The organism is Nonomuraea corallina (assembly GCF_027620315.1).
Classification (GTDB): domain Bacteria; phylum Actinomycetota; class Actinomycetes; order Streptosporangiales; family Streptosporangiaceae; genus Nonomuraea; species Nonomuraea corallina.
This window is the reverse complement of sequence record NZ_JAPNNL010000010.1, coordinates 18,613-40,238: the sequence shown is the minus strand read 5'-3', so window position 1 is coordinate 40,238 and position 21,626 is coordinate 18,613. Positions and strand designations below refer to the sequence as shown.

Sequence of the window (21,626 nt, the reverse complement as noted above, 5' to 3'; positions counted from 1 at the left end):
GCTTCCTAGTTCTGTCTATCAGAGGCATTCTCTACAGGTAAGAGCAGATCGGCAAGCGATGCCGCGAACTTCGGGGCGGGCCGGCCGCGCGACCCCTGTGCGGGCGGATCGCGATCAGGTGTGATCGCCGGGAAGCGCCGCGCCGGTTCCGGCTTCAGAGATATCCTCTGCACATGAGAATCGGGCGGGCCGTCGGGCTCCGGGCGGACCCCCGCGGCCGTGAGGCGACGAGGTTCTCGGCCTGACGCCGTGGCGGGGAGCGGCGGCTTTTCGCATCGGGATGCTGCACGACACGTTCATGGACAAGCCGTGTGTGGGAGGACCGCACACACGTGAGAGGAGGGCGGGGGAAACGGCTCGTCAGAGCACCGCGCCCCCGGACGACGAATGGCGGACAAGCAGCAGCCGGGGCGGCCCAAGGGAACCCCGCAATATCCCATCGAGTCCGTGGACAACGCGCTGCGGCTCCTCCTGTGGTTCCGCGACCACCGTCAGATCCGGCTGACCGACGCGAGCACGCATCTCGGGGTGGCGTCGTCGACCGCGCACCGGCTGCTCGCGATGCTGCAGTACCGCGGGTTCGTGCGGCAGAACCCCGCGACCCGCGCCTACGAGCCCGGGCCCGCGCTGAGCTCGGTGGCCTCGGCGATCGTGCGCCACGTCGACGTCCGTACGCGCGTGCGCCCGGTGCTGGAACGGCTCAACAAGGAGTTCGGTGAGACGGTGCACCTGGCCCGGCTCGAAGGGCACAGCGTCAACTTCCTCGACGCCGTGGAGAGCACGCGCGCGGTACGGGTCAGCTCGCGGGCGGGCATGGTGGTCCCCGCCCACGCCACCTCCAGCGGAAAGGCCATGCTGAGCCGCCTGCCGGTCGAGGATCTGCGCGAGCTCTACCCGGACGAGGCCCTGGAGCCGGTCACCAGGAACACCATCGTGACGAGGGACGAGCTGGAGACCGCGGTCGAGCAGGCCAGGCGGCGGGGCTACGCGACGAGCCAGGAGGAGAGCGAGGAGGGCGTCGCCTCGGTCGCGGTCGCGATCGAGAGCCCGAGCGGCACCCTTTTCTGTCTCAACGTCTCGGTGCCGACCTACCGGATGACCGCGCCGCTGAAGAAGGAGATCGCGCAGTCGCTGAAGAACGCCGCCGAGGAGCTGAGCGCCGAGCTCGTCTGACCGCGCCGGGAGATCGGGCCCGTCCGTGCTTTGCGACTCCTTGAACGGGTGTTCCCTGAGGGCATAAGCTAGCGATCGCTAAGTGCTGGAGGGCCGTCGCGGCCCCCGCCCGGCCGGAGGTGCCGATTGCCCGCTGACCCTGCCACGGAACCGCACGTCGCCGGACCGGCCGAGTTCGTCCGTGGGTCCGCGGTCCCGGAGGGGACGGGCGCCGGACTGCGCGCCTTCCAGGAAGGAACGTCCCGTGACCGGTCGCCCGACCGCCCTGGTGACCGGCGCCTCACGGGGCATCGGCTTCGCCATCGCCCACCGGCTCGCGGAAGCGGGCTACGACCTGATCGTGTGCGCCCGCCGGGCCGGGACGGTCGCCGACGCCGGGCGGAGACTGGCCTCGACCGGGGCGCGGGTGCACGCCGAGCAGGTCGATCTGGCCGCGGAGGAGGACGTGCGGCGGCTGATCGAGGTGTGCCAGGAGAGGTGCGACCGGCTCGACGTGCTCGTGCTCGGAGCCGGGATCGGGACGGCCGGGCCGATCGAGGAGGTGCCGCTGCGACGCTTCGACAAGGTGTTCGCGGTCAACGTCCGCGCCCCGTACGCGCTCGTACAGGCTCTGTTGCCCCTGCTGCGCAAGGGCGCGGCGGCGAATCCGGGGCGCGGCGCGAAGATCGTCGCGCTGGCCTCGATCACCGGGATCTACCCCAGCCCCGGCCTGGCCGCGTACGGGGCCAGCAAGGCCGCGCTGGGAGCGCTGTGCCGGTCGGTCAACGCGGAGGCCTCGGCGTCGGGAGTGTCCGCCACGGTCATCAGCCCCGGCTACGTCGACACCGACATGACCGAGGGGGTCCGCGACGAGGTCGACCCGGCCACGATGATCAGCACGTCCGACATCGCCGAGCTCGCGATGAGCGTCACCCGGCTGTCGGTCAACGCGGTCGTCCCCGAGCTGGTCGTCACCAGGCCGGGCGGGCAACTGCATCGGGCGTGACGGCGGTGAGCCGCGGTTTGCCAGCCGTGACGGTCGATGAGAAAGTCTGTCTCCCGGCCTTGACGGCCTACCGCTCCCGATACTCCCTTCGTCCGAAGGGCGACAGTTCCCTCGGCAGGCTGTGATGGTGAAGAAGAGCAACGAGGCGCCGCCGGACGTGCCGTCGCGCGGCGACTGGCGGCACTACGAGCCGGTCAAGCTGTCGCCCATCCTGACGCACGCGCTGGAGGCGTTCTACGAGCACGGCTTCCACGGCACCACCGTCCGCGACATCGCGCGACGGGTCGGGGTGACCGTGCCGGCGCTCTACTACCACCATGAGAACAAGGAAGCCGTGCTCGTGGCGCTGCTGGAGACCGCGACCAACGACGTGATCTGGCGGGCCGACGCGGCGGCCGGGGAGGGCGGCGACGACCCCGAGGCGCGGCTGGCCAACGTCGTCGAGGCGGTCGTGCTGCACATGACCCATCGCGTCCGGCTGGCCGCGCTGGACTCCGAGCTGCGCTATCTCCAGCCGGACAACCGCAGGCACTACGCGGCGACGCGCAAGAAGCTGGAGACGCTGCTCACCGAGATCATCGAGGACGGGGTGGATCGCGGGGTGTTCGCCGTGACCCTGCCCGCCGAGACGGCCAGGGCGCTGCTGGGCATGTGCCAGGCGATCGCCAAGTGGTACCACGACGGCGGCCCGCTGCGACCGGAGGAGATCGCCGGGCGCTACGTGGACATCGCGCTGACGACCGTGGGTGTCCGGGGCCCGGCGTCGCGTACCGGCCTCGGACACCCTGGCGGAGCCTCTCCGGTCGGCTAGCCGCTCAGGCGCCGGTCGACCCGCAGCAGCACCGTGTTCACCACGGCCGCCACGATGACCGTCACCAGGACGATCGCGAAGAGCCGCGCCGGTTCCAGCGCCGCGTACGCCGCGCTGAGCTCCACGCCGAGGCCGCCGGTCGAACCGAAGTACTCGGAGATGACGACCGAGACGAACGCGATGCCGAAGCCCAGGCGCATGCCGACGAGGAGGAGCGGCAACGCCCAGCGCATCCTGATCTTCACGGCCATCGCCCAGGGCCTCAGCTCCACGCTGCGCCCGAGCCGGACGAGTGCCTGCGGCGTCGTCCGCACGCCCGCGATCACGTTGACGAGGATCGGGAAGACCGCGGCCAGGAAGCCCATCGACATCTTGGCCGCTCCGCCCGCGCCGAACAGGGTCAGCAGGATCGGCAGGAAGACGATCCGCGGGATGCTCCCGTACGCCTGCACGAGCGGGTCGAACACGCGGTAGGCGAAGTCGTTGACCGCGATGGCGTAGCCGACCGGCACCCCCACCGCGAGGGCGAGTCCGAACCCGCCGGCGACGTGCAGCAGGGTGTCGGCGGTGGCCTCGGCGAGCCAGCCGTCCGCGAACCCCCGCCCCAGCGCCTCGATCGTGGCCAGAGGCGCGCCGAGATGGCTCGACAGGAGCGACAGGAGCTGCCAGGCCAGGATGATCAGTGCCAGCCCGGCGAGGTGGAGGAGGGCGGCCGGAGGCCGGCCCCGGCCGGGAGCGTCCGCCTGCCCGCCGCGGACTCGCGTTTCCTGCTTCGATGCCACGGTCATGTCGTCACGTCCCGGCGGAGAGATCGTTCGATGCGCGTGAGAACCAGGTTGACCAGGATCGCCAGGACGCACACCACGACGATGTTGGCGTACATGCGGTCCACCGCGAAGGTGTGGTAACTCTGCCCCACCCGGTACCCGAGCCCGGCGCTCGCCACGATGAACTCCATGCCGATCGTGGTCACCAGCGCCGCGAGGAACCCGACCCGCAGCCCGGGGAAGATCAGGGGGATCGCCGCGGGCAGGAACACCTTCCGGTACGCGGCGCTCCGGCTGAGCATCAGGGACGTGGCCAGGCGCTGCAGCCCGCGCGGGATCGCGCCGAGCCCGGCCGTGGTGTTGAGCGCGACGGGAACCATGGTCACGGCCGCCACGACGATGACTGTCGGACCTCGGTTGAGCCCGAAGATCGTCAGCAGTACGGGATAGAAGACGAGCAGCGGGACGGACTGGAGCGCGACGAGATAGGTGCTGACGACCGCCTGGACGCGCCGGAGCCGGGCGACCGCGATGCCGATGCCGACGCCGACGCTCGCCCCGATCAGGAAGCCCGCGGCGAGCGTCGTCAGCGTGGCCGCGAGGTCGTTGACCGTCTCAGGAGTGCCGATGAGGTCGGCGAGCTCCGTCACGATGACCGAAGGGCGCGACCAGGTCAGCGGGTCGAGCAGGCCCGACGCGGCCCCGGCCTCCCAGAGCGCGAAGAACCCGACGACGAGCGCGGCCTGCGTGGCCGGCACCTGCCAGCCGGCGCGGGGAGGCCGGCTTCGCCGCGCCCTGAGCGTGGCGCTCAATCCGCGCTCCCCACGAGTTGCCGGTTGGCCTCGTCGCGCAGCAGTTTCCAGATCACGCCGTTGAGCTCCTGGAACCGCGGATCGAGCGGAAGGTCGGCCCCTCGCGGGCGCGGGATGTCGATCACCACGCGCTCCTTGATGCGCGCCGGGCGCTGCGACATCACCCAGACCTCGTCGGACAGCGCGATCGCCTCGGGGATGTCGTGCGTCACGAACAGGACGCTGCAGCGGATCCGTTCCCAGATCTTGGTGAGCTCGGTGCCCATCATCATGCGCGTCTGCTGGTCGAGGGCGCCGAACGGTTCGTCCATGAGCAGGATCTCCGGGTCCACCGCCAGGGCGCGGGCGATCGCGACCCGTTGCCGCATCCCGCCGGACAGATCTCCCGGGTGCTTGTCCCCGAACCCGTCGAGCCCGACCAGGTTGATCAGCGAGTCCGCGCGGTCGCGTCGCCGCTTCTTCGGGACGCCCGCGGCCTCCAGCCCGAAGGCGATGTTGTCCCGTACCGTACGCCAGGGCAGGAGGGCGGCTTCCTGGAAGACCATCGCCGTCGTCCGGCGCGGCCCGCGGATCTCCTCCCCGTTCAGCCGGGCCGAGCCCGACGTGGGGGCCAGCAACCCGCCGGCGATGTCGAGCAGCGTGCTCTTCCCGCACCCGCTCGGCCCGATCACCGAGACGAAGCGGCCTTTCGGCACGGCGGCGGTGACGCCGACGAGCGCCTCGATGGTCCCGCTGGCGGTCCGGTACGTGAGAGCCGTGTCCTCGAACTCGAGCACCGCCTCGGTGGAGGTGGTCACAGGCTCTCCAGCAGGCTCGTGTCGAGCAGCCCGGACACGTCCGACTGCTTCGTCAGGCCGAGGCTCACCGCCGCCTCGGCCGCCGAACGGACGCCCGCCTCGTCGATGTCGACCTTCCATGCCTCCTTGGGGACGGAGCCGAGGGCCTCCTGTGCGACGGCCGCGTCGAGTTTCAGCGCGGGTCCCCAGATCGACGCGGCGCGCTCGACGTCGTCGATGATCAGCGTGAGGGCCGCGCGTACGGACTCCATCCAGCGGCGCAGGCCGTCGCGGTCGGCGTTGAGCGTCTTCTCGGTCACGCAGACGCAGACGTCGGCCCACCCCGGGTGGAGCTCGGCCGCGGTGATCGCGACCTTGCCGGCGCCGGTCGTGATGAGCTTGCTGGACGTCGGGGGGACGAGCGCGCCGAGGTCGACGATGCCCTTTTCGACGGACGGCCAGACCGAGGCGTAGTCGCCCACGCTCACGACCTCGGCGTCGGCGCCGGGCTTGAGCCCGCCCTTCGTGATGGCGAGGTTGGCGAAGAACTCCACCGGGCTGCCGGTCCCGGCGATCCCGATCTTCTTGCCCTTGAGGTCCTCCGGCGAGGTGATCGTGGTGTCGGGGAGTCCGACGAAGACGACGGAGGCGGCGTTGAACCCGCCGCCGACGATGCGCAGGTCCTTGGCGCCGCCCTGGTAGGCGAGAACGGTGGAGATCGTCGCGGCCGACCCGAAACCCGACCCTCCGCGGATGGCCCGGATCGTCTCCGTGCCGCCGGAGAGGTGGACGTTGGAGATGGACAACTGGTGCTGGGTGTAGAACTCCTGGGCGGCGATCACGTAAGGCGCCGCGGAGACGATCGTGTCCAGTCCGGAGATCGCGGCCTGGCCGCCGAAGTTCCCGCTCCCGGCGCTCGTGGTCGACGTCTCGTTGGATGAGCCGCATGCGGACAGCAGGGCGACACCGCCGATCGCTGCTCCGACGCGGAGGACTTCGCGCCTGCTCAGGCGGGAAATGCGCAGAGCGTCGCCTCGAGGATTCGCCATGTGAGTCCTTCTCCTGTCTCAGGAAAGCCGAAGGTGCTCGGATGCCTGATTGTTTCGGTTGCGGGAGGCTAGCAGAATACAATTCTGCTGTCCAGAGTAGTTTTCTTGCGTCGAGGGCTGGGGCGGGGCGTCGTCGTGGTCGTGCAGGGGTGAGGGTCCGGGGTCACCGTCCAGTGCATCGCATGGGCGCCGACCGGGACTCGCCGGGGTGTCCGGGCGGCTCGGTGACGTGGAGACCGCCGGGTGGAGCGGGACTTACTTATCGCTCGCTCAGAAGGTAGGGCGAGTCGATCGGCGGGTCAATCCCCGCATTGACCGGGCGACCTCAGCACGGCAGAATCATTTTCTGCTGAACAGAAGTATTGTCCGGCGGCGGGCCCCTCCTCGTCAACCGTCGCGACGGGAAGGTCCGGCCGCGGGGCACCCGCGATCCCAAGGAGAACACGAGGTGTTCGAACCGGCCCCCGAACCGGACCCGGCCGGACTCGGCCCGCTGCGCCGGGAGATCGCCGAAGGCTGCCGGGTCCTCGCCGCCCGGCGGTTGGCTCCCGGCATACTCGGCCACATCAGCGTGCGCGTCGGCGCCTCACGCCTGCTGATCCGGTGCCGCGGCCCGCACGAGCGCGGGCTGGCGTACACGACCGCCGAAGACGTCAGGCTCGTCGACCTGGCCGGCCGGCCCGGCGCCGACGGCGAGCTCGACGGCGGCTACACCCCGCCGTTCGAGCTGCCTCTGCACGCCCGGGTCCTGGAACGCCGGCCGGACGTCGCGTGCGTCGTGCACGCGCACCCGCGTGACGTCGTCGTCGCCGACCTCGCGGGACTGCCGATCCTTCCCGTCGTCGGCGCCTACGACATCCCCGGCGCCGCCCTGGCGGCCGACGGCGTCCCGGTGTATCCACGGGCCGTACTGGTCCACACGCCCGGCCTCGGCGACGAGGTCGCCGACGCGCTCGGCCCGCGCCACGCGGTGGTCATGCGCGGCCACGGCCTGACCACCGTCGGCGCCTCCGTGGCCGAGGCCGTGCTGCGCGCCGCGTCGGTCCAGGCCATCGCGTCGATCTCGCTCTCCGTCGCCGCCGCGGGCGGCACCCCGCGGCCCATCCCCGAGGAGGACCGGGCCGAGCTGCCGAACCTCGGCTCCGGCCTCAACCTGGGGGCGGCCTGGCGCCACGAACTCGCCCGACTCCACGAGGGAGAACTGCCGTGAACCGCCCACAGATCAGCCCGCTGAGCAACATCGGCGACGGCGACCTGACCGTCACCCACATCCTGCGCCACGGCTCGACGTGGCATTCCGGGCGTTCGGTCCGGACGGTCGGCGACGACGCGTCCGAACTGCGCTACGGCGATCTCGACGGGCGGGTCGCGGCTCTCGCGCACGGCCTGCACGCGCTGGGCGTCCGGGCCGGTTCCGTCGTCGGCTCGCTGATGTGGAACACCCGCGAGCACCTGGAGGCGTACTTCGCGGTCCCGGCCATGGGCGCGCTGCTGCACACCATCAATCCGCGGCTGTCGGCGGAACAGCTGGTGTTCACCATCAACCACGCCGCCGACGAGGTGATCGTCGCCGACGCCTCGTTCCTGGGCCTGCTGGCCGGGATCGCCGACCGCCTCCCGACGGTGCGCACGGTCATCGTGGTCGGCGCGGACGCGCAGGGCGAGCCGGACGCCTGGCCGGGAGAGGCACTGCGCTACGACGAGGTCGTCGCCGGGCAGCCCACCGCCTACGCCTGGCCGGAGGTCCACGAGAAGGCGCCCGCGACTCTGTGCTTCACGACCGGGACCACCGGCGATCCCAAGGGCGTCGCCTACAGCCACCGGTCGATCTGGATCCACGCGATGTCGCTGTGCACGGCCAACGCCGTCGCGCTGAGCTCCCGGGACCACGGCTACATCATCACGCCGATGTTCCACGCCAACGCGTGGGGCTACCCGTACGCGACCTTCTGGGCCGGAGGCGACCTGCTCCTGTGCAACCGCTGGGTGGACCCCGCGACGGTGGTCGAGGCGATCGGGCGGCACCGGCCGACGTTCTCCAACGGCGTGCCCACCGTGTGGAACGAGATCCTCAACCACCTCGACGCCGACCCCTCGCGTGACCTGGGGACGCTCGACCGCGTCGTCCTCGGCGGCGCGCCCATCCCGAGGACGCTGCGCACCGGGCTCAAAGAGCGTTACGGCGTGGAGGCGCTGCAGGGCTGGGGCATGACCGAGACCTCGCCGCTGGTCACGCTCAACCGCCCGCCGCGGGCCGAGGAGGACGCCGACCCCGATCGCCGCGCCGACAACCAGGGCCGGGTCCTGGCCGGCGTCGAGATCCGCCTCGTCCAGCCCGACACCGGCGAACCGCTGCCCGCCGACGGCCGCGCCGTCGGCGAGTTCGAGCTGCGCGGCCCCTGGATCGCCGACTCCTACCACCGCGCCGACGCCGGCGACAAGTTCCGCGACGGCTGGCTGCGCACCGGGGACGTCGGCACGCTCGACCCGCTCGGGTACGTGACCCTCACCGACCGGGCCAAGGACGTCATCAAGTCCGGCGGCGAATGGATCTCCTCCAACGAGCTGGAGCTCGCGGTCGCCCGGCATCCCGACGTCCTCCAGGCGGCGGTGATCGGCGTGCCCGACGACCGCTGGGACGAACGCCCCTGCGTCCTGGTCGTGATGCGGGACGGCGCCCGGACGACCCTCGCGGACCTGCGCGAGGCGCTGATCGGCACGGTGCCCAAGTGGTGGGTCCCCGAGCGCTGGGTGCTGCTCGACGAGCTGCCGCTGACCAGCGTCGGCAAGTACGACAAGAAGCGCATGCGGGCGATCTACGCGGAGGGGAAGCTGGACGTCCGGCGGCCGTGACCGGGCCGCGCCGGGGAGCCCCTCCGATCCTGGACGGGCTCCCCGGCCGCCGTCACGGGAAGGCGGCCCGACCGGTCACGGCCAGGAGACGGGGAACCGTTCGGCGATCCACCGGGTGATGACGTCGGCGACCCGTGCGCGGGCTCCCGGCGGGTTCTCGAAGTAGTGGTCGCCGGGCAGGTCGAGCCGCTGCTTGTCGTCGCTCGCGATGGCGGCGTACAGCCCGTCGGCGTCGCTCGGGTACACCCCCGCGTCCGCGTCCGGGTTGATGACGATCGCGGGCACCTTCACCTTGGCCAGATGCTCCTCGGCCCGGCACTGCGACTCGCTCAGGCTCCACATGCCCAGCCAGTTGCGCAGCGACGTCTCGTGGCCCAGGCCCCGGCCCGAGCGGTTCGCGACGGCCGGATCGCCCCGGTAGCAGGCGTTGTCCGGGCGGTTGGACGGGTCCAGGGACGAGTCGACCATGCGCGGGTCGGCCCACACCCGCTGCACGCTGAACGGCCGGTCCTGGAAGCCCAGCGCCTGGATCCTGGCCAGTTCGGCCTTGGCCCAGGCGGTGATCCGGTGGTTGCGCGCGACCTGCGCGGCGCGGTAGCGGGCCAGGAACTCCGGCGAGAACGGGGGGCCGTTGTCCGGGTTGAACAGGTCGAGCTCCGGGTCGGTCAGCGTCGGGTCGTGCTCGTCGACGACGGCCGGGTCCATCCACGCGGTGATCACCTCCGGCCGGCCGAGGTGCGCGGCGAGGGACACGTACGCGTCGCCGGGGATCAGCTCGTCCACGCCGGGCGCCGGCGGCAGGCCGATCCCCGGGCGCACGGACGGCTCGACCGCCTGCGCGTGGTAGGCCGCCATGAGCGACCCGCCCCCGGAGTTGCCGAGCAGGACCACGTGCTCGACCCCGGCCTCCTCCTTGAGCCAGCGCACGCCGACGCCCAGGTCCACCAGGGCCCGGTCGAGGACGAACTCCGACTCGTAGCCGCGGTAGCGCGTGTTCCAGCCCAGGAATCCGATGCCCCGCTCGGCCATGTGCTCGGCCAGGTAGTGCTCGGAGAAGTCGATCTGGAAGTGCGTGGCGATCATCGCGATGCGCGGTCGTACGGCTTCGGGCGCGTAGTAGACGCCCTGGCACGGCATGCCGCCCGCCCCGGCCCGTCGCGCGCCGGGGGATTCACTGCTGACGAAGGTCTTGCTGATCATCGGGGAGAGACCGCCTTGTGGTTCTGTCGTACAGGTCTGGTGGGGTTGCGGGGCAGCAGCCCGGCCCGGCGATGGCGTCCGGATGCGGCCGCGTTCGGCCGGTCATGAGCGGCCGGCCTTCCGCGGCGATGAGGTGCTGAGACGCTAATCTGGACCGGTCCGCCCGTCAAGAGTGAGCGCTCGCTAAGTGGAATGTCCAACGCCTTGACGGGTGCTACGGCGTCTCTCTACGCTCGACTTGGCGAGCGGTAAGTACGCACGATCAGGCGTCTTCGCCCGGCTCCACCGGAGGGGCGTCGCCCTTCGTCCGAAGTCGCTGCCAGACGGCCTGTGCCATCCATGGTCGGTCATCGATCCCGGATGAGTGCCGCTCAACCGATCAACGATGACGCCGTGGGCGCGGTTCCTTTTTCTCGGGGTAAATCGGCGATGGAGCCTTTTCGTAAGGTAAGCGCAAGCCCTGGCCGGAGAGAAAGGTGGACGTCGGCTAGCGTTGCCCCCGTTGACGTCGAGTCATGGTGGTGACGGTGATGGCGGCGGAGGAATCGAGCTCCAGGGGCACGGCGGCGTCGCCGCGGCGGCGCCGGGACGCCGAGGCGACGCGGCAGGCGCTGCTGGAGGTGGCCCGCCGGCGGTTCGCCCGTGAGCGGTTCGAGGATGTCAGCGTCCGGGACCTCGCCGGGGAGGCCGGTGTCAACGTCGCCCTGGTGTACCGGTACTTCGGGTCGAAGGCGGGGCTGTACGCGGCGGCGGCCGCGGACTCGGGGATGTTCGGGCGGCTGGACGTGCCGGCCGAGGAGCTGCCCGCCCGGATGGCCGAGCTGCTGGTGTCCGGCGCGCGGGACTCGCCCGGCCTGGACGACCTGCTCACGGTCTGGCGGCTCATCGGGAAGGACTCCGAGGAGGAGGGGCTGCCTCAGAAGGTGCGGGACTACGCAGAGAACACCGTCGTCGGGCCGTTCGCCACGGTCGCGGCCGGTGACGACCCGCGGCTGCGCGCGGAGCTGGCCGCCGCGTTTCTCGCCGGGATCAGGGTGTTGCGGTGGGCATCACCGCAGGGACGGCTGGCCACCGCGCCGCCCGAGCAGGTGATCGAGTACGTCCGTCAGGGTGTGCGGGCCCTGCTGTACGGCAGCGCCGGGGAAGACGCCAAGTAAACGTATTTACTTACTCGCCGGTGAGACGCTACCGTGCCGATGTAAACCTGTTTACCCCCTCTGGGGTCTGCCATGAAGAAACCGGGCACGCACTACGTCACCAGCCCCGACGGCGTCACCATCGGCGCCACCGTGCACGGCCGGGGGCGGCCCCTGGTGTTCCTGCACGGCGGCATCGGTGACGGCGACCTCGACTGGAACCGGCTGCTGGAGCACCTCACGGGCCGGTTCACCTGCCATCTGCCGAGCATGCGCGGCCGCGGCCTCAGCGGAGACCACCCCGACCTCGGCCCGGGCCGGCAGGTCGACGACGTCCTCGCCTACCTCGGCGGCATCGAAGGGCCGGCCGGACTGGTGGGCTGGTCCGCCGGCGCCAACCTGGCGCTCGTCGCGGCGGCGCGATCCGGCGCGGTGGACGCGGTGGTCGCCGTGGAGCCGCCGATGCGGGGCCTGATGGACGAGAGGGAGCAGGCGGTCATCGGCGAGGCCGTCGCCAGGATGGGAGAGCTGGCCGCCGCGGGCGACCTGGGGGCGGCGGTCCGCGCGTTCGCCGGTGGGCCCTTCACCGCCGGGGAGATGGCCGTGGCCGAGGACGCCGGCTACTTCGAGGCGGCGAGCCGCTATGTCCCCCACCTGCTCACCATGCTCCGGCAGGTGGGGGCGTACCGAGGCCCCACCGCGGAGGGCCCGGCCGTGCTCGGCGCGATCTCCGCACCCGTGCTGGTGGTGCACGGATCCGCGACCATGCCCTTCTACCGCGCCGGCGCGCGGCACGTGGCCGGCCACGTCCCCCGCGCGCGGGTACGCGAGCTGCCCGGCGCCGGGCACGCATCCCCGCTCACCCATCCCGAGGCGCTCGCCAGGACGATCGCCGAGTTCTTCGCGGCCGAGTCGCCGATCCACCTCCGAGACTGAGGGCCAGGCGCGGCCTCCTGTTCGACCCCGAACCCGAGCGTGCGGTGGTCGGCCGCCCACGCGGTCCGCCCGGTCAGGAGCCGCGGCTGGTCACGCGCCCGGTCCCATGGGCCTGGGCAGCTCGCGGTCGCCGCCCCATAGGGAGCGCACCAGCAGGTCGGTGGTCTCCTGGCCGAACAGCTTGACGCCCATGACGTTCGCCGGGTCGCGTTCGGCGATGTTCCTGCGGATGGCCAGGTCGCGCTCGGCCAGCGCGGCCCGCTCCTCGACCGGTACGGGCTCGGCCTCGTCCACCCACCGCAGCCACTGGTCGACCCGCCGGTGCAGCACGTCGCGCACGACCTCGATGTTGGCCTGGGTGGCGGGGAAGGAGTAGCAGTACGCCGTCGGGGAGAGGCTGGCCCGGATGAACGCGGTGGGGCTGGTGAACCAGACGAAGTCCTCGTGCTCGCGCCGGTGCTCCAGCCAGTCCGCCTCGTTGGGGGTGTAGTAGCGGTCGTAGTAGTCCGTGTCGCCGACGAGGTCGCCGCGCGGGATGGCGTCGACGTAGAACCAGCCTTCGGGCCAGAGCAGCAGCGCGATGCCGAGGTGCGGGACCCGGACGTGCGGGCCGAGCCAGACCGTCAGGTGCAGGTTGACGAAGCTCGCCTTCGGGTTGCCGATCCAGGAGTGGACCATCCAGTCGATCTCCGGGCCGCTGAAGCCGGCGAGCCTGCCGCCCGCGCCCTCGGGATAGGTGCCGTACGACTCGAGGGATTCGGTGGACGGGTCGCGGGTCAGCTCGAACCGGGCCTCGATCTTGGCTGTCAGCTCACCGAGCAGATCCTGCCACTGCTCGAAGCCCTCGGTGACGTCGACGACCGGCGACTGGCCGACCATCTCTTCCACGTTCTGGAGCGTTTCGTTCACGACGTGACTCCTGTTCGACAGCGGTTCCCAGGCGTGGAACTCCGACTCGGCACCGACTGGGCGTTACGCCTAGAGAAACAACGTTTCCACTTTAGGATCTCGCGGGAGCATGCCAAATGTCCAGCGGATCGGGCCGCGTTCCGTCATCGACCTCATGATCCTCTAGCTGCTAGTCTCCATAGGCAAAACCGTGTTTCCTCATAGGAAACACTCTGTGGTTGGAGGATGAGATGAGAAAGCTCCATCTGAACGCCTTCCTCATGGGCGTCGGCCACCACGAGGCCGCCTGGCGCACCTCGGGCACGGACCCCTCCCGGGTCACCGACATCCGGCACTACCAGGAGCTGGCCCAGATCGCCGAGCGGGGCAAGCTCGACTCGGTGTTCCTGGCCGACTCCCTGTCCTTCTGGGGGGACATCAAGTACCACACCCTGGGCGGGCTGGAGCCGGTGACGATGCTGTCGGCGATGGCGGCGGTGACCGAGCACGTGGGCCTGATCGGGACCGTGTCCACCACCTACAACGAACCGTTCAACGTGGCGCGCAAGTTCGCGTCGCTGGACCACATCAGCCGTGGCCGCGCCGGTTGGAACATGGTCACCTCGGCCTTCGAGTCGGAGGCGCGCAACTTCGGCGGGGGCCTGCCCGCCCACGCCGACCGGTATGTCCGGGCGAACGAGTTCGTCGACGTGGTGACCAAGCTCTGGGACAGCTGGGCGGACGACGCCATCGTCGCCGACCAGGACCAGGGCGTCTACGTCGACAAGGACAAGGTCCACGCGGTCGACCACGAGGGCGACCTGTTCAGGGTCCACGGCCCGCTGAACATCCCCCGCCCCCCGCAGGGCCGGCCGGTGCTGGTCCAGGCGGGCTCCTCCGAGGACGGCAAGGAGTTCGCCGCCCGCTACGCCGAAGCGGTCTTCACCGCCCAGCCGGTCATCTACTCGGCCCTCGCGTTCTACGCCGACTTCAAGGGCCGGCTGGCGAAGTACGGCCGGGACCACGACGACGTGGTCATCCTGCCGGGCCTGTCGCCCATCATCGGCTCCACCGAGGCCGAGGCGACGCGGCTGCGGGAGGAGCTCGGCGCGCTCGTCGTCCCCGAGTCGGCTGTCGGCGCGCTGTCCGAGGTCCTCGGCGTCGACCTCACGGACCACCCCCTCGACGAGCAGCTGCCCGAGATCCCGGGAGTGAACGAGGGCCAGCGCAGCCGGGCCGGCGTCGTCATGGCCATGGCCAGGCGGGAGAACCTGACCATGCGGCAGCTGATCGGCCGCCTGGCCGGCAACCGGGGACACCGCGTGGTGGCGGGCACCCCGGAGCAGATCGCCGACGAGATCGAGGAGTGGTTCACCAAGGGCGCCGCCGACGGCTTCAACGTCATGCCCCCGACCCTGCCCGGCGGCCTGACGGATTTCGTCGATCACGTCGTGCCGGAGCTGCGGCGCCGCGGCCTGTTCCGCACCGAGTACGAGGGCAGCACGCTCCGCGAGCACTTCGGGTTCAAGCGCCCCGCCGTGGCGCACGCCTGACCCCGCGGCGTCCGGCGGTGTCTGACAGATCCCCTGTCGTCTGTCAGACACGGCGCGGCGGCGGTCAACCGCCGGGGACCGCCGCGACCAGGGCCCTGGTGTAGTCGTGCTCCGGCCGGCCGAGTATCCGCTCGGCCGGCCCGGTCTCCACCAGCCGCCCGGAGTGCATCACCGCGATCCGGTGGGCGACGGCGCTCACCACGGCGAGGTCGTGCGAGATGAACAGGTAGCCCAGCCCCCGTTCCTCCTGCAGCCGGAGCAGCAGGTTGATGATCTGGGCCTGTACGGAGACGTCCAGCGCGGTGACCGGCTCGTCGAGGATCAGCAGGTCGGGCGAGAGCGCCAGCGCCCTGGCGATGCCCACGCGCTGCCGCTGACCGCCGGAGAGCTGGTGCGGACGCCGGCCCGCGAGCCCGGGGTCCAGGCCGACCTCCGCGAGCAGCCTCGGCACGTCCCCCGGCACCCCTTGAAGGCGCAGCGGCTCGCGCACGATCTGCTCGATCGTCCAGCGCGGGTTCAGCGAGGTGGACGGGTCCTGGAAGACGAGCTGGAAACGGGGCCGCAGCGGGCGCAGCCGCCGGCGTGACAGGGTCGCCAGTTCCACGCCGTCCAGGCGCACGCTGCCGCTGGTGGGCTGCGCCAGCCGCGCCACACACCGGGCCAGCGTCGACTTCCCGGAGCCGGACTCGCCCACGATGGCCAGCGTCTCGCCCCGGTCGACCGTCAGCGTCACCCCGTCGACCGCCCACGTCCGGCCGTAGATCTTGCGCAGGTCGGTGACCCGGAGCAGCGGCTCAGCCATCCTGCACCGCCCAGCAGGCCACGCCCCCGGCGAGCGGGGGGACCTCCTGCGCGCACCGGGCGAGCGCGACAGGACAGCGGGGATGGAAGGCGCAGCCGGGCGGGCGCGACTTCGGCGCGGGCGGATGCCCGGGGATCACCGGCAGCGGCCCCCGCCCGGCGCCGATCCGCGGCCGGGACCGCATGAGGGCGGCGGAGTAGGGGTGCCGGGGCGAGCCGAGGACCTGGTCCGCGGTCCCCGTCTCGACCAGGCGGCCGGAGTACATCACCGCGATCCGGTGCGCGGCCTCGGAGACGAGGCCGAGGTCGTGGCTGACGAGCACGGTCGCCGCTCCTGTCTCCCGCTGCGCGGCGCGCAGCACCCGCATGACCTGTTCCTGGACCGTGACGTCCAGCGCCGTGGTCGGCTCGTCCGCGATCAGCAGGGCGGGCCGCAGCGCGATGGCCATCGCGATCACGATGCGCTGCCGCATCCCGCCCGACAGCTCGTGCGGGTACACCTTGGCCCGCTCCGGGCCGATGCCGACCTGCTCCAGCAGCTCCACGGCCCGCTGCATCGCCGCGGCACGGCCCACGCCGTGGATCCGCAGGACCTCCGCGATCTGCGTGCCGACCCGCATGAGCGGGTTGAGCGACGTCGCCGGGTCCTGGAAGACGAAGCCGATCTGGCGCCCCCTGATCCGTTCGAGCCGGGAGGCGGTGAGCTCGGCGCCGGACAGGGTGGCCGTGCCCGCGGTGATCCTGGCGGTGGCCGGCAGCAGTCCGGCCACGGCGAGCATGGTCATCGTCTTGCCCGACCCGGACTCGCCGACCATGCCGAGCACCTCGCCCGGCCGTACCTCGAAGGAGACGCCGTCGACGATCCGCACGCCTCCGGCGGTCACCGCCAGATCCTTCACCTCAAGCATGGTTGTCCGTCCGAACGTCGAAGGTGTCGCGCAGGCCGTCGCCGAGCAGGTTGACGAGCAGCACGGTCAGCGTGAGCATCAGCCCCGGCCACAGCGGGATCCACCAGGCCGTCTCCAGCAGCTCGCGGCCGTCGCTGAGGATCGTCCCCCAGGAGGGGGCGGGCGGGCGCACGCCCAGGCCGAGGAACGACAGGCCGCCCTCGACGAGCACCATCGTGCCGACGCTGAAGGTCCAGATCACCAGGTTGGCGCTCGCGACGGCGGGCAGCAGGTGCCGGGTCAGCACGTTCCTGTGACCGGCGCCGGCGCCGACGGCGGCCATCACGTAGTCCTCGCCCCTGACCTGTTTGACGATCGTGCGGGTGACCCGGGCCGAGGTGACCCAGCCGGCGAGGACCAGCAGCGTGATCAGCACCGGGGTCGAGGAGCCCACGACGCCGATCGTCGCGATGGCCAGCACCAGGAACGGGAAGGCGATCCAGAGATCGCCCAGCCCCATGATGAGCCGGTCGACCCAGCTGCCGAGGTAGCCCGCGAGCAGCCCCACCAGGATGCCGATCGCGCACGTCAGCGTGCTGGCCACGAAGCCGACCAGCAGCGAGGTGCGCCCGCCCGCCAGGACCCGCGCCAGCAGGTCGCGGCCCAGCTGATCGGTGCCCAGGGGATGGCCGGCCACCGCGCCCTCCATCCAGAACGGCGGCGCCAGCCTGGCCGGCAGATCCTGATCCAGCGGGTCGACGCCGAGCACCAGCGGGCCGGCCGTCACCGCGAGCGCGATCAGCCCCAGCCCGGCCAGCGAGACCCGGACCGACGTCCTCATCCGGCCGCCTCCCTTCTGACCCGCGGATCGGCGACCGCGCCGAGCACGTCGCCGATCGCGCTGACCGTGACGACCAGCACCGCCACCACGAACACCGTCGCCTGCACGATCGGATAGTCCCGCTGGAAGATCGCGTCGACGAGTTGCTTGCCGATGCCGTCGTAGGCGTAGAGCTGTTCGACGATCACCGTGCTGGACAGCAGGTACGCGCTGTCGACCACCAGGAAGGCCAGCACGGGCGGGAACGCGTTGGGCAGCGCGTGCCGCGCCAGCGCGCGCAGTCGGCCACCTCCCTTGGCCCGCACCGTGCGGATGAAGTCCTGCTCGACCGCCTCCAGCAGGCCGGCCCGGACCAGCCGCACCACGCGGGCGACGGTGAAGGCGGCCAGGGTCAGCGTCGGGAGCACCGCGTGCCAGGGGCTCTCCGCGCCGTAGCTGGGCAGCCAGCCGAGCCACAGCGCGAAGACCAGCAGGAGCAGCAGGCCGAGCACGAAGTTCGGCATCGCCTGGGCGATCGCCGCGGCGGCGTTGACCACCCGCCCCGAGGGGCGGCGGTGCCGGGCCGCGGCGAGCATGCCGAGCGGCACGCCGACCAGGATCGCGAGGCCGAGCGTGGCGCCGACGATCTGCAGCGTGAGCGGCAGCCTGGCCAGCACCGCCGAGATGGCGGGCTCCCCGGTGTGCGGGGAGACGCCGAAGTCGAGCCGGGCGACATCACCGAGGAAGGCGCCGTACTGCGTCCACAGCGGGAGGTCCAGGCCCAGCTCGTGGCGGACCCGGTCCAGGTCCTCGGGGGACCCGCCCGGTCCCACGAGGACCGCGGCGGGATCACCGGACAACCGCAGAAGGAAGAAGAGCAGGGTCAGCACGCCCATGACGGTCACGAACAGCCGTACCAACCAGACCGCGCCCACGCGCAGAACGCGCAAGGCTGTACGGTCTGACCTCATATCGCCTTCCTGGACTCGGACAACAGCACGTTGCCGTCGACGTTGAGCTTGAGATCCGACTTGGCGGAGTGCACGTAGACCGTCTCGGGCCAGGCCAGGAAGACGACCCCGGCCTCGTCGTGGAGCCGCCCGGCCATCGCCTTGATGGTCTCCTCGCGCTTGGCCGGGTCCAGCTCGGCCGCGGCCTGCGCGAAGAGCTTGACGTACTCCTCGTCGTCCACGTGCTTCTGCACGCCCTCGGGCTGCGGCCCGAAGCGGCTGACCCCGGCGATGTCGCGCAGGTCGAAGTAGTCGGTCTGCCAGTAGATCAGGGGGGTCTCGCTCTTCTTCAGCAGCGTGGAGATGAAGGCCGAGAGGTCCTGGAGGACCACCTCCGAGGTGATGCCGACCTTGGCGAGGTAGCCGGCGGTGATCTCGGCCTGCTGCTTGAACAGGGCGGTGGTGGCGATGTTCAGGGTCAGGCCCTCGGCGCCGGCCTCCTTGAGCAGGGCCTTGGCCCGGTCGGGGTCGTAGGGGAAGGCTTCGAGCGAGGGGTCGTAGCCGGCGAAGCCCGGCTGGAGCAGCTGCCCGTTGGGCACCTTGCCGTAGCCCGACAGCCCGGACTTGACGAACTCCTCCTTGTCCACGGCCAGGTTGAGCGCGAGCCGTACCCGCTTGTCGCGCAGCTTGGGCTCCACGTCGCCGATCATGCTCAGCACCGCGCAGGACCCGGCGGTGACGGGCTTCACCGTGAACGACGAGGCGAGCTGGGCCGCCACGGAGGGCGGCAGGCCGTAGGCGCCGTCCACCTCGCCGGTGCGCAGGGCGGTGGTCAGCGTGCCGGGGTCGGGGATGGCGACGACACGGGCCTTCTTGACGGTCTCGGACTTGCGCCAGGATTCCGGGAACGCCTCCAGGTCGATGCTCTTGGCCGGGCTGTACGCGGTCACCCGGAAGGGGCCGGTGCCGGAGGCGACGGAGCCCGGCTTCTCCTTGAAGATCGCCGGGTCGGTGATGCTCAGCCGGACCAGGCGGTTCAGCAGGACGGGGTCCGGCTCCTTCGTGGTGATCCGTACGGTGCCCGCGTCGACGACCTCGGCGCCGGACAGCGTGCCCATCTGCCCGGCGCGGAACGCGAAGGCCGGGTCGCCGGAGAGCAGCCGGTCGATGTTGGCCTTGACCGCGGCGGCGTCGAAGGCGCCGCCCCGGTGGAACGTCACCCCCTCGCGGAGCGTGAACTCGATCGTGCGGTCGTCGATCGAGCGCCAGGCGGTGGCCAGGGCGGGTGCGAGTTTCCCATCGTCGCCGAAGGTGACCAGGGGGTCGTAGACCTGCGCGGTGAAGGTGGCGCCCACGTTGGAGAGCGCGGCGGCCGGGTCGAGGGAGTTGGTGATCGCGGAGGAGGCGACGACGAGCGGGGCGTCGGCCGCGCCGGTCGCTCCGGTGCCGGTTGTCCCGGTGGAGGTCTGCTTCGGTGAGGTCGCGCACCCGGTTGCGGCCGCGGCGAGAGCCAGCCCGCCAATGCGTAGGACCTTTCGGCGAGTGAGTTCCACGACGCCACCCTTTCCTGTATCTCTTAGAGATACGCTGTTCCGTTGAAGGAAACTTAGGTGGGAGGGTCGGGAGCGTCAAGAGGCATGGGCCACTCGGAAAGGCGCGTGAGGAGGGATCACGTCCGGCGGCCGGGCACGGTGAGGAAACCGGCCGCGCTCGCCCCGCCGGGCGCGCACCGGAGGCCGTCGCGCGCCGGTCAGGGGACGGTCCCCCGGGCCGCGTCGCGCAGCTCCCGGAACGCGCGGGCGTGGTAGATGAGCGGCGCGGTCCGGCGCGGCACGCCCGCGGCCAGCACCTCGCCCAGGACGATCGTGTGGTCGCCCGCCTCGTGCCTGGCCGCCACGCGGCAGTCCAGCCAGCCGGCCGCGTCCGCGAGGACGGGGGCGCCGGTCTTGGCGGCGTCCCACCGCTCCGGGCCGAAGTGGTCCACGGCTGCCGGCTTGCCGCCCGCGAACCGCCGTCCGATGGGCTCGTGCTCGTGGCTCAGGATGCTGACGGTGAAGATCTCGCTCCGCTCGATCAGCCGGTGCGTGGTGCTGGTCGTGGTGAGGCAGACGGAGATCAGGGGCGGGTCGAGCGCGACGGCGCTGAACGAACTGGCCGTCATGCCGTGCCGTCTGCCCGCATCGGTCACGGTGGCGACCACCACCACGCCGCTCGCCCACTGGGCCAGTACCTCGCGCAGGAGGATGGGGTCCACCGAGGCTACCGCCGTTCCGCTATAGGAAACGTTGTACCGCTGACGGTAACGAGCGGCATTCTAGGTGTCAATGCGTCGCCGTCCCGGAGGGCTGTTTCCCGCCCTCCGGGAGCCCGCCGGGAGCCCTCCGGGCCGGGCGCCTTCGCGGGCCGCGCCGTAAGGTGGGAAGGGCCTGGCCGCTGCGGCGTTCCACCCGGTGGAAGGGGATGGTCGGATGGGTCTGGAGGTCGAGAGCCGATCGTCCGATTCCCCGTACATCGAGCGGGTGTGGCGCAGCACCAGCAGCGGCGGCCTGGACCGGATGACGTCGGTCGCCATCACCTGCGGAGAGCTGGTCGTCTGGGAACACCGCGGCCAGGTCAGCGTCGCGGTGCGCGGGCCGGAGACGAAGGCGAGCGCGGCTCCGGTGCCGGAGGACGCGACGTTCTTCGGGATCACCTTCTCTCCCGGAAGCTGGATGCCGCACCTCCCCTTCCACCGGCTCGTCGACCGGTACGCGGACCTTCCCGACGCGACACGCAGGTCCTTCAGCCTCAAGGGCTCCACGTGGCGGCTGCCCGACTACGACAACGCCGAGGCGTTCGTCCGGCGGCTGGCCCGCGAGGACGTGCTCGACCGCGACCCGGTCGTCGCCGCGGTGCTGCGCGGCGAGTCGCCCGGCCTGTCGGAGCGGACCGTCCAGCGGCGTTTCGTGGCCGCCACCGGTCTCACCCGGGTCGCCATCCGGCAGATCGAACGCGCCCGGCGGGCGGCGGTCCTGATCCAGGAGGGGACGCCGATCCCCGACGTGATCGACCGGCTCGGATACTTCGACCAGCCGCATCTCGCCCGGTCGCTGACGCGCTACATCGGCCGCACCGCCACGCGGCTCGGCGACGGCGACCCGGTGGAGCCGCTGTCGCTTCTGTACAAGACCTGAGCGCCCCCTCCTGCCTAGGGTCGGCAGTCCGTACGGCGCAGGCCGTGCGGACCTGA

At 71.5% G+C, this 21,626-nt stretch carries 21 protein-coding genes; 9 read left to right on the top strand and 12 right to left on the bottom strand.

Going from position 1 to position 21,626, the window contains the following annotated elements:
* Positions 1–387: 387 nt before the first annotated feature.
* The 3 genes from OUY22_RS04515 to OUY22_RS04505 all read left to right on the top strand — a co-directional run bounded on the left by OUY22_RS04515 (position 388) and on the right by OUY22_RS04505 (position 2,969).
* Positions 388–1,173: an IclR family transcriptional regulator gene (locus OUY22_RS04515; RefSeq protein ID WP_270153452.1), complete on the top strand. Its 786-nt coding sequence runs from the start codon at positions 388–390 to the stop codon at positions 1,171–1,173.
* 244 nt (positions 1,174–1,417) lie between these two features.
* The gene (locus tag OUY22_RS04510; RefSeq protein WP_270153451.1) at positions 1,418–2,158 is read left to right on the top strand and encodes an SDR family NAD(P)-dependent oxidoreductase; all 741 of its coding nucleotides are present in this window, start codon (positions 1,418–1,420) and stop codon (positions 2,156–2,158) included.
* 124 nt (positions 2,159–2,282) lie between these two features.
* The gene (locus OUY22_RS04505; RefSeq protein WP_270153450.1) at positions 2,283–2,969 is read left to right on the top strand and encodes a TetR/AcrR family transcriptional regulator; all 687 of its coding nucleotides are present in this window, start codon (positions 2,283–2,285) and stop codon (positions 2,967–2,969) included.
* Here the strand turns inward: OUY22_RS04505 and OUY22_RS04500 are convergent.
* Genes OUY22_RS04500 through OUY22_RS04485 form a run of 4 tightly spaced genes read right to left on the bottom strand, consistent with a single transcriptional unit; the run spans position 2,966 to position 6,373 of the window.
* Positions 2,966–3,757, bottom strand: coding sequence for an ABC transporter permease (locus tag OUY22_RS04500; protein ID WP_270153449.1), 792 nt, complete (start codon positions 3,755–3,757; stop codon positions 2,966–2,968). The genes OUY22_RS04505 and OUY22_RS04500 overlap by 4 nt on opposite strands.
* On the bottom strand, positions 3,754–4,548 hold the full coding sequence (locus tag OUY22_RS04495; protein WP_270153448.1) for an ABC transporter permease: 795 nt from the start codon (positions 4,546–4,548) through the stop codon (positions 3,754–3,756). The genes OUY22_RS04500 and OUY22_RS04495 overlap by 4 nt, the downstream gene beginning before the upstream one ends.
* Positions 4,545–5,345 carry an ABC transporter ATP-binding protein gene (locus tag OUY22_RS04490; RefSeq protein ID WP_270153447.1) on the bottom strand — a complete coding sequence of 267 codons (801 nt, stop codon included), beginning with the start codon at positions 5,343–5,345 and terminating at the stop codon, positions 4,545–4,547. Before OUY22_RS04490 ends, OUY22_RS04495 begins: the two co-directional genes overlap by 4 nt.
* Positions 5,342–6,373, bottom strand: coding sequence for an ABC transporter substrate-binding protein (locus OUY22_RS04485; protein ID WP_270153446.1), 1,032 nt, complete (start codon positions 6,371–6,373; stop codon positions 5,342–5,344). The genes OUY22_RS04490 and OUY22_RS04485 overlap by 4 nt, the downstream gene beginning before the upstream one ends.
* A gap of 448 nt (positions 6,374–6,821) precedes the next feature.
* Here OUY22_RS04485 and OUY22_RS04480 point away from each other — a divergent pair, with 448 nt between their 5' ends.
* Together OUY22_RS04480 and OUY22_RS04475 are read left to right on the top strand one after the other, a co-directional pair.
* Positions 6,822–7,583: a class II aldolase/adducin family protein gene (locus OUY22_RS04480; protein ID WP_270153445.1), complete on the top strand. Its 762-nt coding sequence runs from the start codon at positions 6,822–6,824 to the stop codon at positions 7,581–7,583.
* Positions 7,580–9,226 (top strand): long-chain fatty acid--CoA ligase, encoded by a 1,647-nt coding sequence (locus OUY22_RS04475; protein ID WP_270153444.1) that lies wholly within the window; start codon positions 7,580–7,582, stop codon positions 9,224–9,226. The genes OUY22_RS04480 and OUY22_RS04475 overlap by 4 nt, the downstream gene beginning before the upstream one ends.
* A gap of 75 nt (positions 9,227–9,301) precedes the next feature.
* On the opposite strand, the gene OUY22_RS04470 is transcribed toward OUY22_RS04475, so the two are convergent.
* The gene (locus OUY22_RS04470) at positions 9,302–10,426 is read right to left on the bottom strand and encodes an alpha/beta hydrolase (RefSeq protein WP_270153443.1); all 1,125 of its coding nucleotides are present in this window, start codon (positions 10,424–10,426) and stop codon (positions 9,302–9,304) included.
* 515 nt (positions 10,427–10,941) lie between these two features.
* Here OUY22_RS04470 and OUY22_RS04465 point away from each other — a divergent pair.
* Together OUY22_RS04465 and OUY22_RS04460 are read left to right on the top strand one after the other, a co-directional pair.
* Positions 10,942–11,583 (top strand): TetR/AcrR family transcriptional regulator, encoded by a 642-nt coding sequence (locus tag OUY22_RS04465; RefSeq protein WP_270153442.1) that lies wholly within the window; start codon positions 10,942–10,944, stop codon positions 11,581–11,583.
* 72 nt (positions 11,584–11,655) lie between these two features.
* Entirely contained in the window at positions 11,656–12,498 is an 843-nt protein-coding gene (locus tag OUY22_RS04460) for an alpha/beta fold hydrolase (RefSeq protein ID WP_270153441.1), read from the top strand.
* A gap of 90 nt (positions 12,499–12,588) precedes the next feature.
* Here the strand turns inward: OUY22_RS04460 and OUY22_RS04455 are convergent, their stop codons facing one another.
* On the bottom strand, positions 12,589–13,407 hold the full coding sequence (locus OUY22_RS04455; protein WP_270153440.1) for an oxidoreductase: 819 nt from the start codon (positions 13,405–13,407) through the stop codon (positions 12,589–12,591).
* 230 nt (positions 13,408–13,637) lie between these two features.
* Between OUY22_RS04455 and OUY22_RS04450 the strand changes: the two genes are divergently transcribed.
* Positions 13,638–14,939: an LLM class flavin-dependent oxidoreductase gene (locus OUY22_RS04450; RefSeq protein ID WP_270153439.1), complete on the top strand. Its 1,302-nt coding sequence runs from the start codon at positions 13,638–13,640 to the stop codon at positions 14,937–14,939.
* A 64-nt stretch (positions 14,940–15,003) separates the two neighbouring features.
* On the opposite strand, the gene OUY22_RS04445 is transcribed toward OUY22_RS04450, so the two are convergent.
* The 6 genes from OUY22_RS04445 to OUY22_RS04420 all read right to left on the bottom strand — a co-directional run bounded on the left by OUY22_RS04445 (position 15,004) and on the right by OUY22_RS04420 (position 20,651).
* Positions 15,004–15,741: an ATP-binding cassette domain-containing protein gene (locus OUY22_RS04445; protein WP_270153438.1), complete on the bottom strand. Its 738-nt coding sequence runs from the start codon at positions 15,739–15,741 to the stop codon at positions 15,004–15,006.
* Positions 15,734–16,648, bottom strand: coding sequence for an ABC transporter ATP-binding protein (locus tag OUY22_RS04440; RefSeq protein WP_270153437.1), 915 nt, complete (start codon positions 16,646–16,648; stop codon positions 15,734–15,736). The genes OUY22_RS04445 and OUY22_RS04440 overlap by 8 nt, the downstream gene beginning before the upstream one ends.
* Positions 16,641–17,468, bottom strand: coding sequence for an ABC transporter permease (locus tag OUY22_RS04435; RefSeq protein ID WP_270153436.1), 828 nt, complete (start codon positions 17,466–17,468; stop codon positions 16,641–16,643). Before OUY22_RS04435 ends, OUY22_RS04440 begins: the two co-directional genes overlap by 8 nt.
* On the bottom strand, positions 17,465–18,397 hold the full coding sequence (locus tag OUY22_RS04430; protein WP_270153435.1) for an ABC transporter permease: 933 nt from the start codon (positions 18,395–18,397) through the stop codon (positions 17,465–17,467). Before OUY22_RS04430 ends, OUY22_RS04435 begins: the two co-directional genes overlap by 4 nt.
* A 17-nt stretch (positions 18,398–18,414) precedes the next feature.
* Positions 18,415–19,950: an ABC transporter substrate-binding protein gene (locus tag OUY22_RS04425; RefSeq protein WP_270153434.1), complete on the bottom strand. Its 1,536-nt coding sequence runs from the start codon at positions 19,948–19,950 to the stop codon at positions 18,415–18,417.
* A 197-nt stretch (positions 19,951–20,147) separates the two neighbouring features.
* Positions 20,148–20,651: a flavin reductase family protein gene (locus OUY22_RS04420; RefSeq protein ID WP_270153433.1), complete on the bottom strand. Its 504-nt coding sequence runs from the start codon at positions 20,649–20,651 to the stop codon at positions 20,148–20,150.
* A gap of 214 nt (positions 20,652–20,865) precedes the next feature.
* On the opposite strand from OUY22_RS04420, the gene OUY22_RS04415 reads away from it, so the two are divergent.
* Positions 20,866–21,570: a helix-turn-helix transcriptional regulator gene (locus tag OUY22_RS04415; RefSeq protein WP_270153432.1), complete on the top strand. Its 705-nt coding sequence runs from the start codon at positions 20,866–20,868 to the stop codon at positions 21,568–21,570.
* Positions 21,571–21,626: the final 56 nt, after the last annotated feature.

What these genes read in the sequence shown, in the direction of transcription:
- OUY22_RS04470 (WP_270153443.1), bottom strand. Translation starts at nt 10,426, where the DNA reads ATGATCAGCAAGACCTTCGTCAGCAGTGAATCCCCCGGCGCGCGACGG.
- OUY22_RS04450 (WP_270153439.1), top strand. Translation starts at nt 13,638, where the DNA reads ATGAGAAAGCTCCATCTGAACGCCTTCCTCATGGGCGTCGGCCACCAC.
- OUY22_RS04460 (WP_270153441.1), top strand. Translation starts at nt 11,656, where the DNA reads ATGAAGAAACCGGGCACGCACTACGTCACCAGCCCCGACGGCGTCACC.
- OUY22_RS04445 (WP_270153438.1), bottom strand. Translation starts at nt 15,741, where the DNA reads ATGGCTGAGCCGCTGCTCCGGGTCACCGACCTGCGCAAGATCTACGGC.
- OUY22_RS04415 (WP_270153432.1), top strand. Translation starts at nt 20,866, where the DNA reads ATGGGTCTGGAGGTCGAGAGCCGATCGTCCGATTCCCCGTACATCGAG.
- OUY22_RS04500 (WP_270153449.1), bottom strand. Translation starts at nt 3,757, where the DNA reads ATGACCGTGGCATCGAAGCAGGAAACGCGAGTCCGCGGCGGGCAGGCG.
- OUY22_RS04505 (WP_270153450.1), top strand. Translation starts at nt 2,283, where the DNA reads ATGGTGAAGAAGAGCAACGAGGCGCCGCCGGACGTGCCGTCGCGCGGC.
- OUY22_RS04440 (WP_270153437.1), bottom strand. Translation starts at nt 16,648, where the DNA reads ATGCTTGAGGTGAAGGATCTGGCGGTGACCGCCGGAGGCGTGCGGATC.
- OUY22_RS04515 (WP_270153452.1), top strand. Translation starts at nt 388, where the DNA reads ATGGCGGACAAGCAGCAGCCGGGGCGGCCCAAGGGAACCCCGCAATAT.
- OUY22_RS04435 (WP_270153436.1), bottom strand. Translation starts at nt 17,468, where the DNA reads ATGAGGACGTCGGTCCGGGTCTCGCTGGCCGGGCTGGGGCTGATCGCG.
- OUY22_RS04465 (WP_270153442.1), top strand. Translation starts at nt 10,942, where the DNA reads ATGGTGGTGACGGTGATGGCGGCGGAGGAATCGAGCTCCAGGGGCACG.
- OUY22_RS04485 (WP_270153446.1), bottom strand. Translation starts at nt 6,373, where the DNA reads ATGGCGAATCCTCGAGGCGACGCTCTGCGCATTTCCCGCCTGAGCAGG.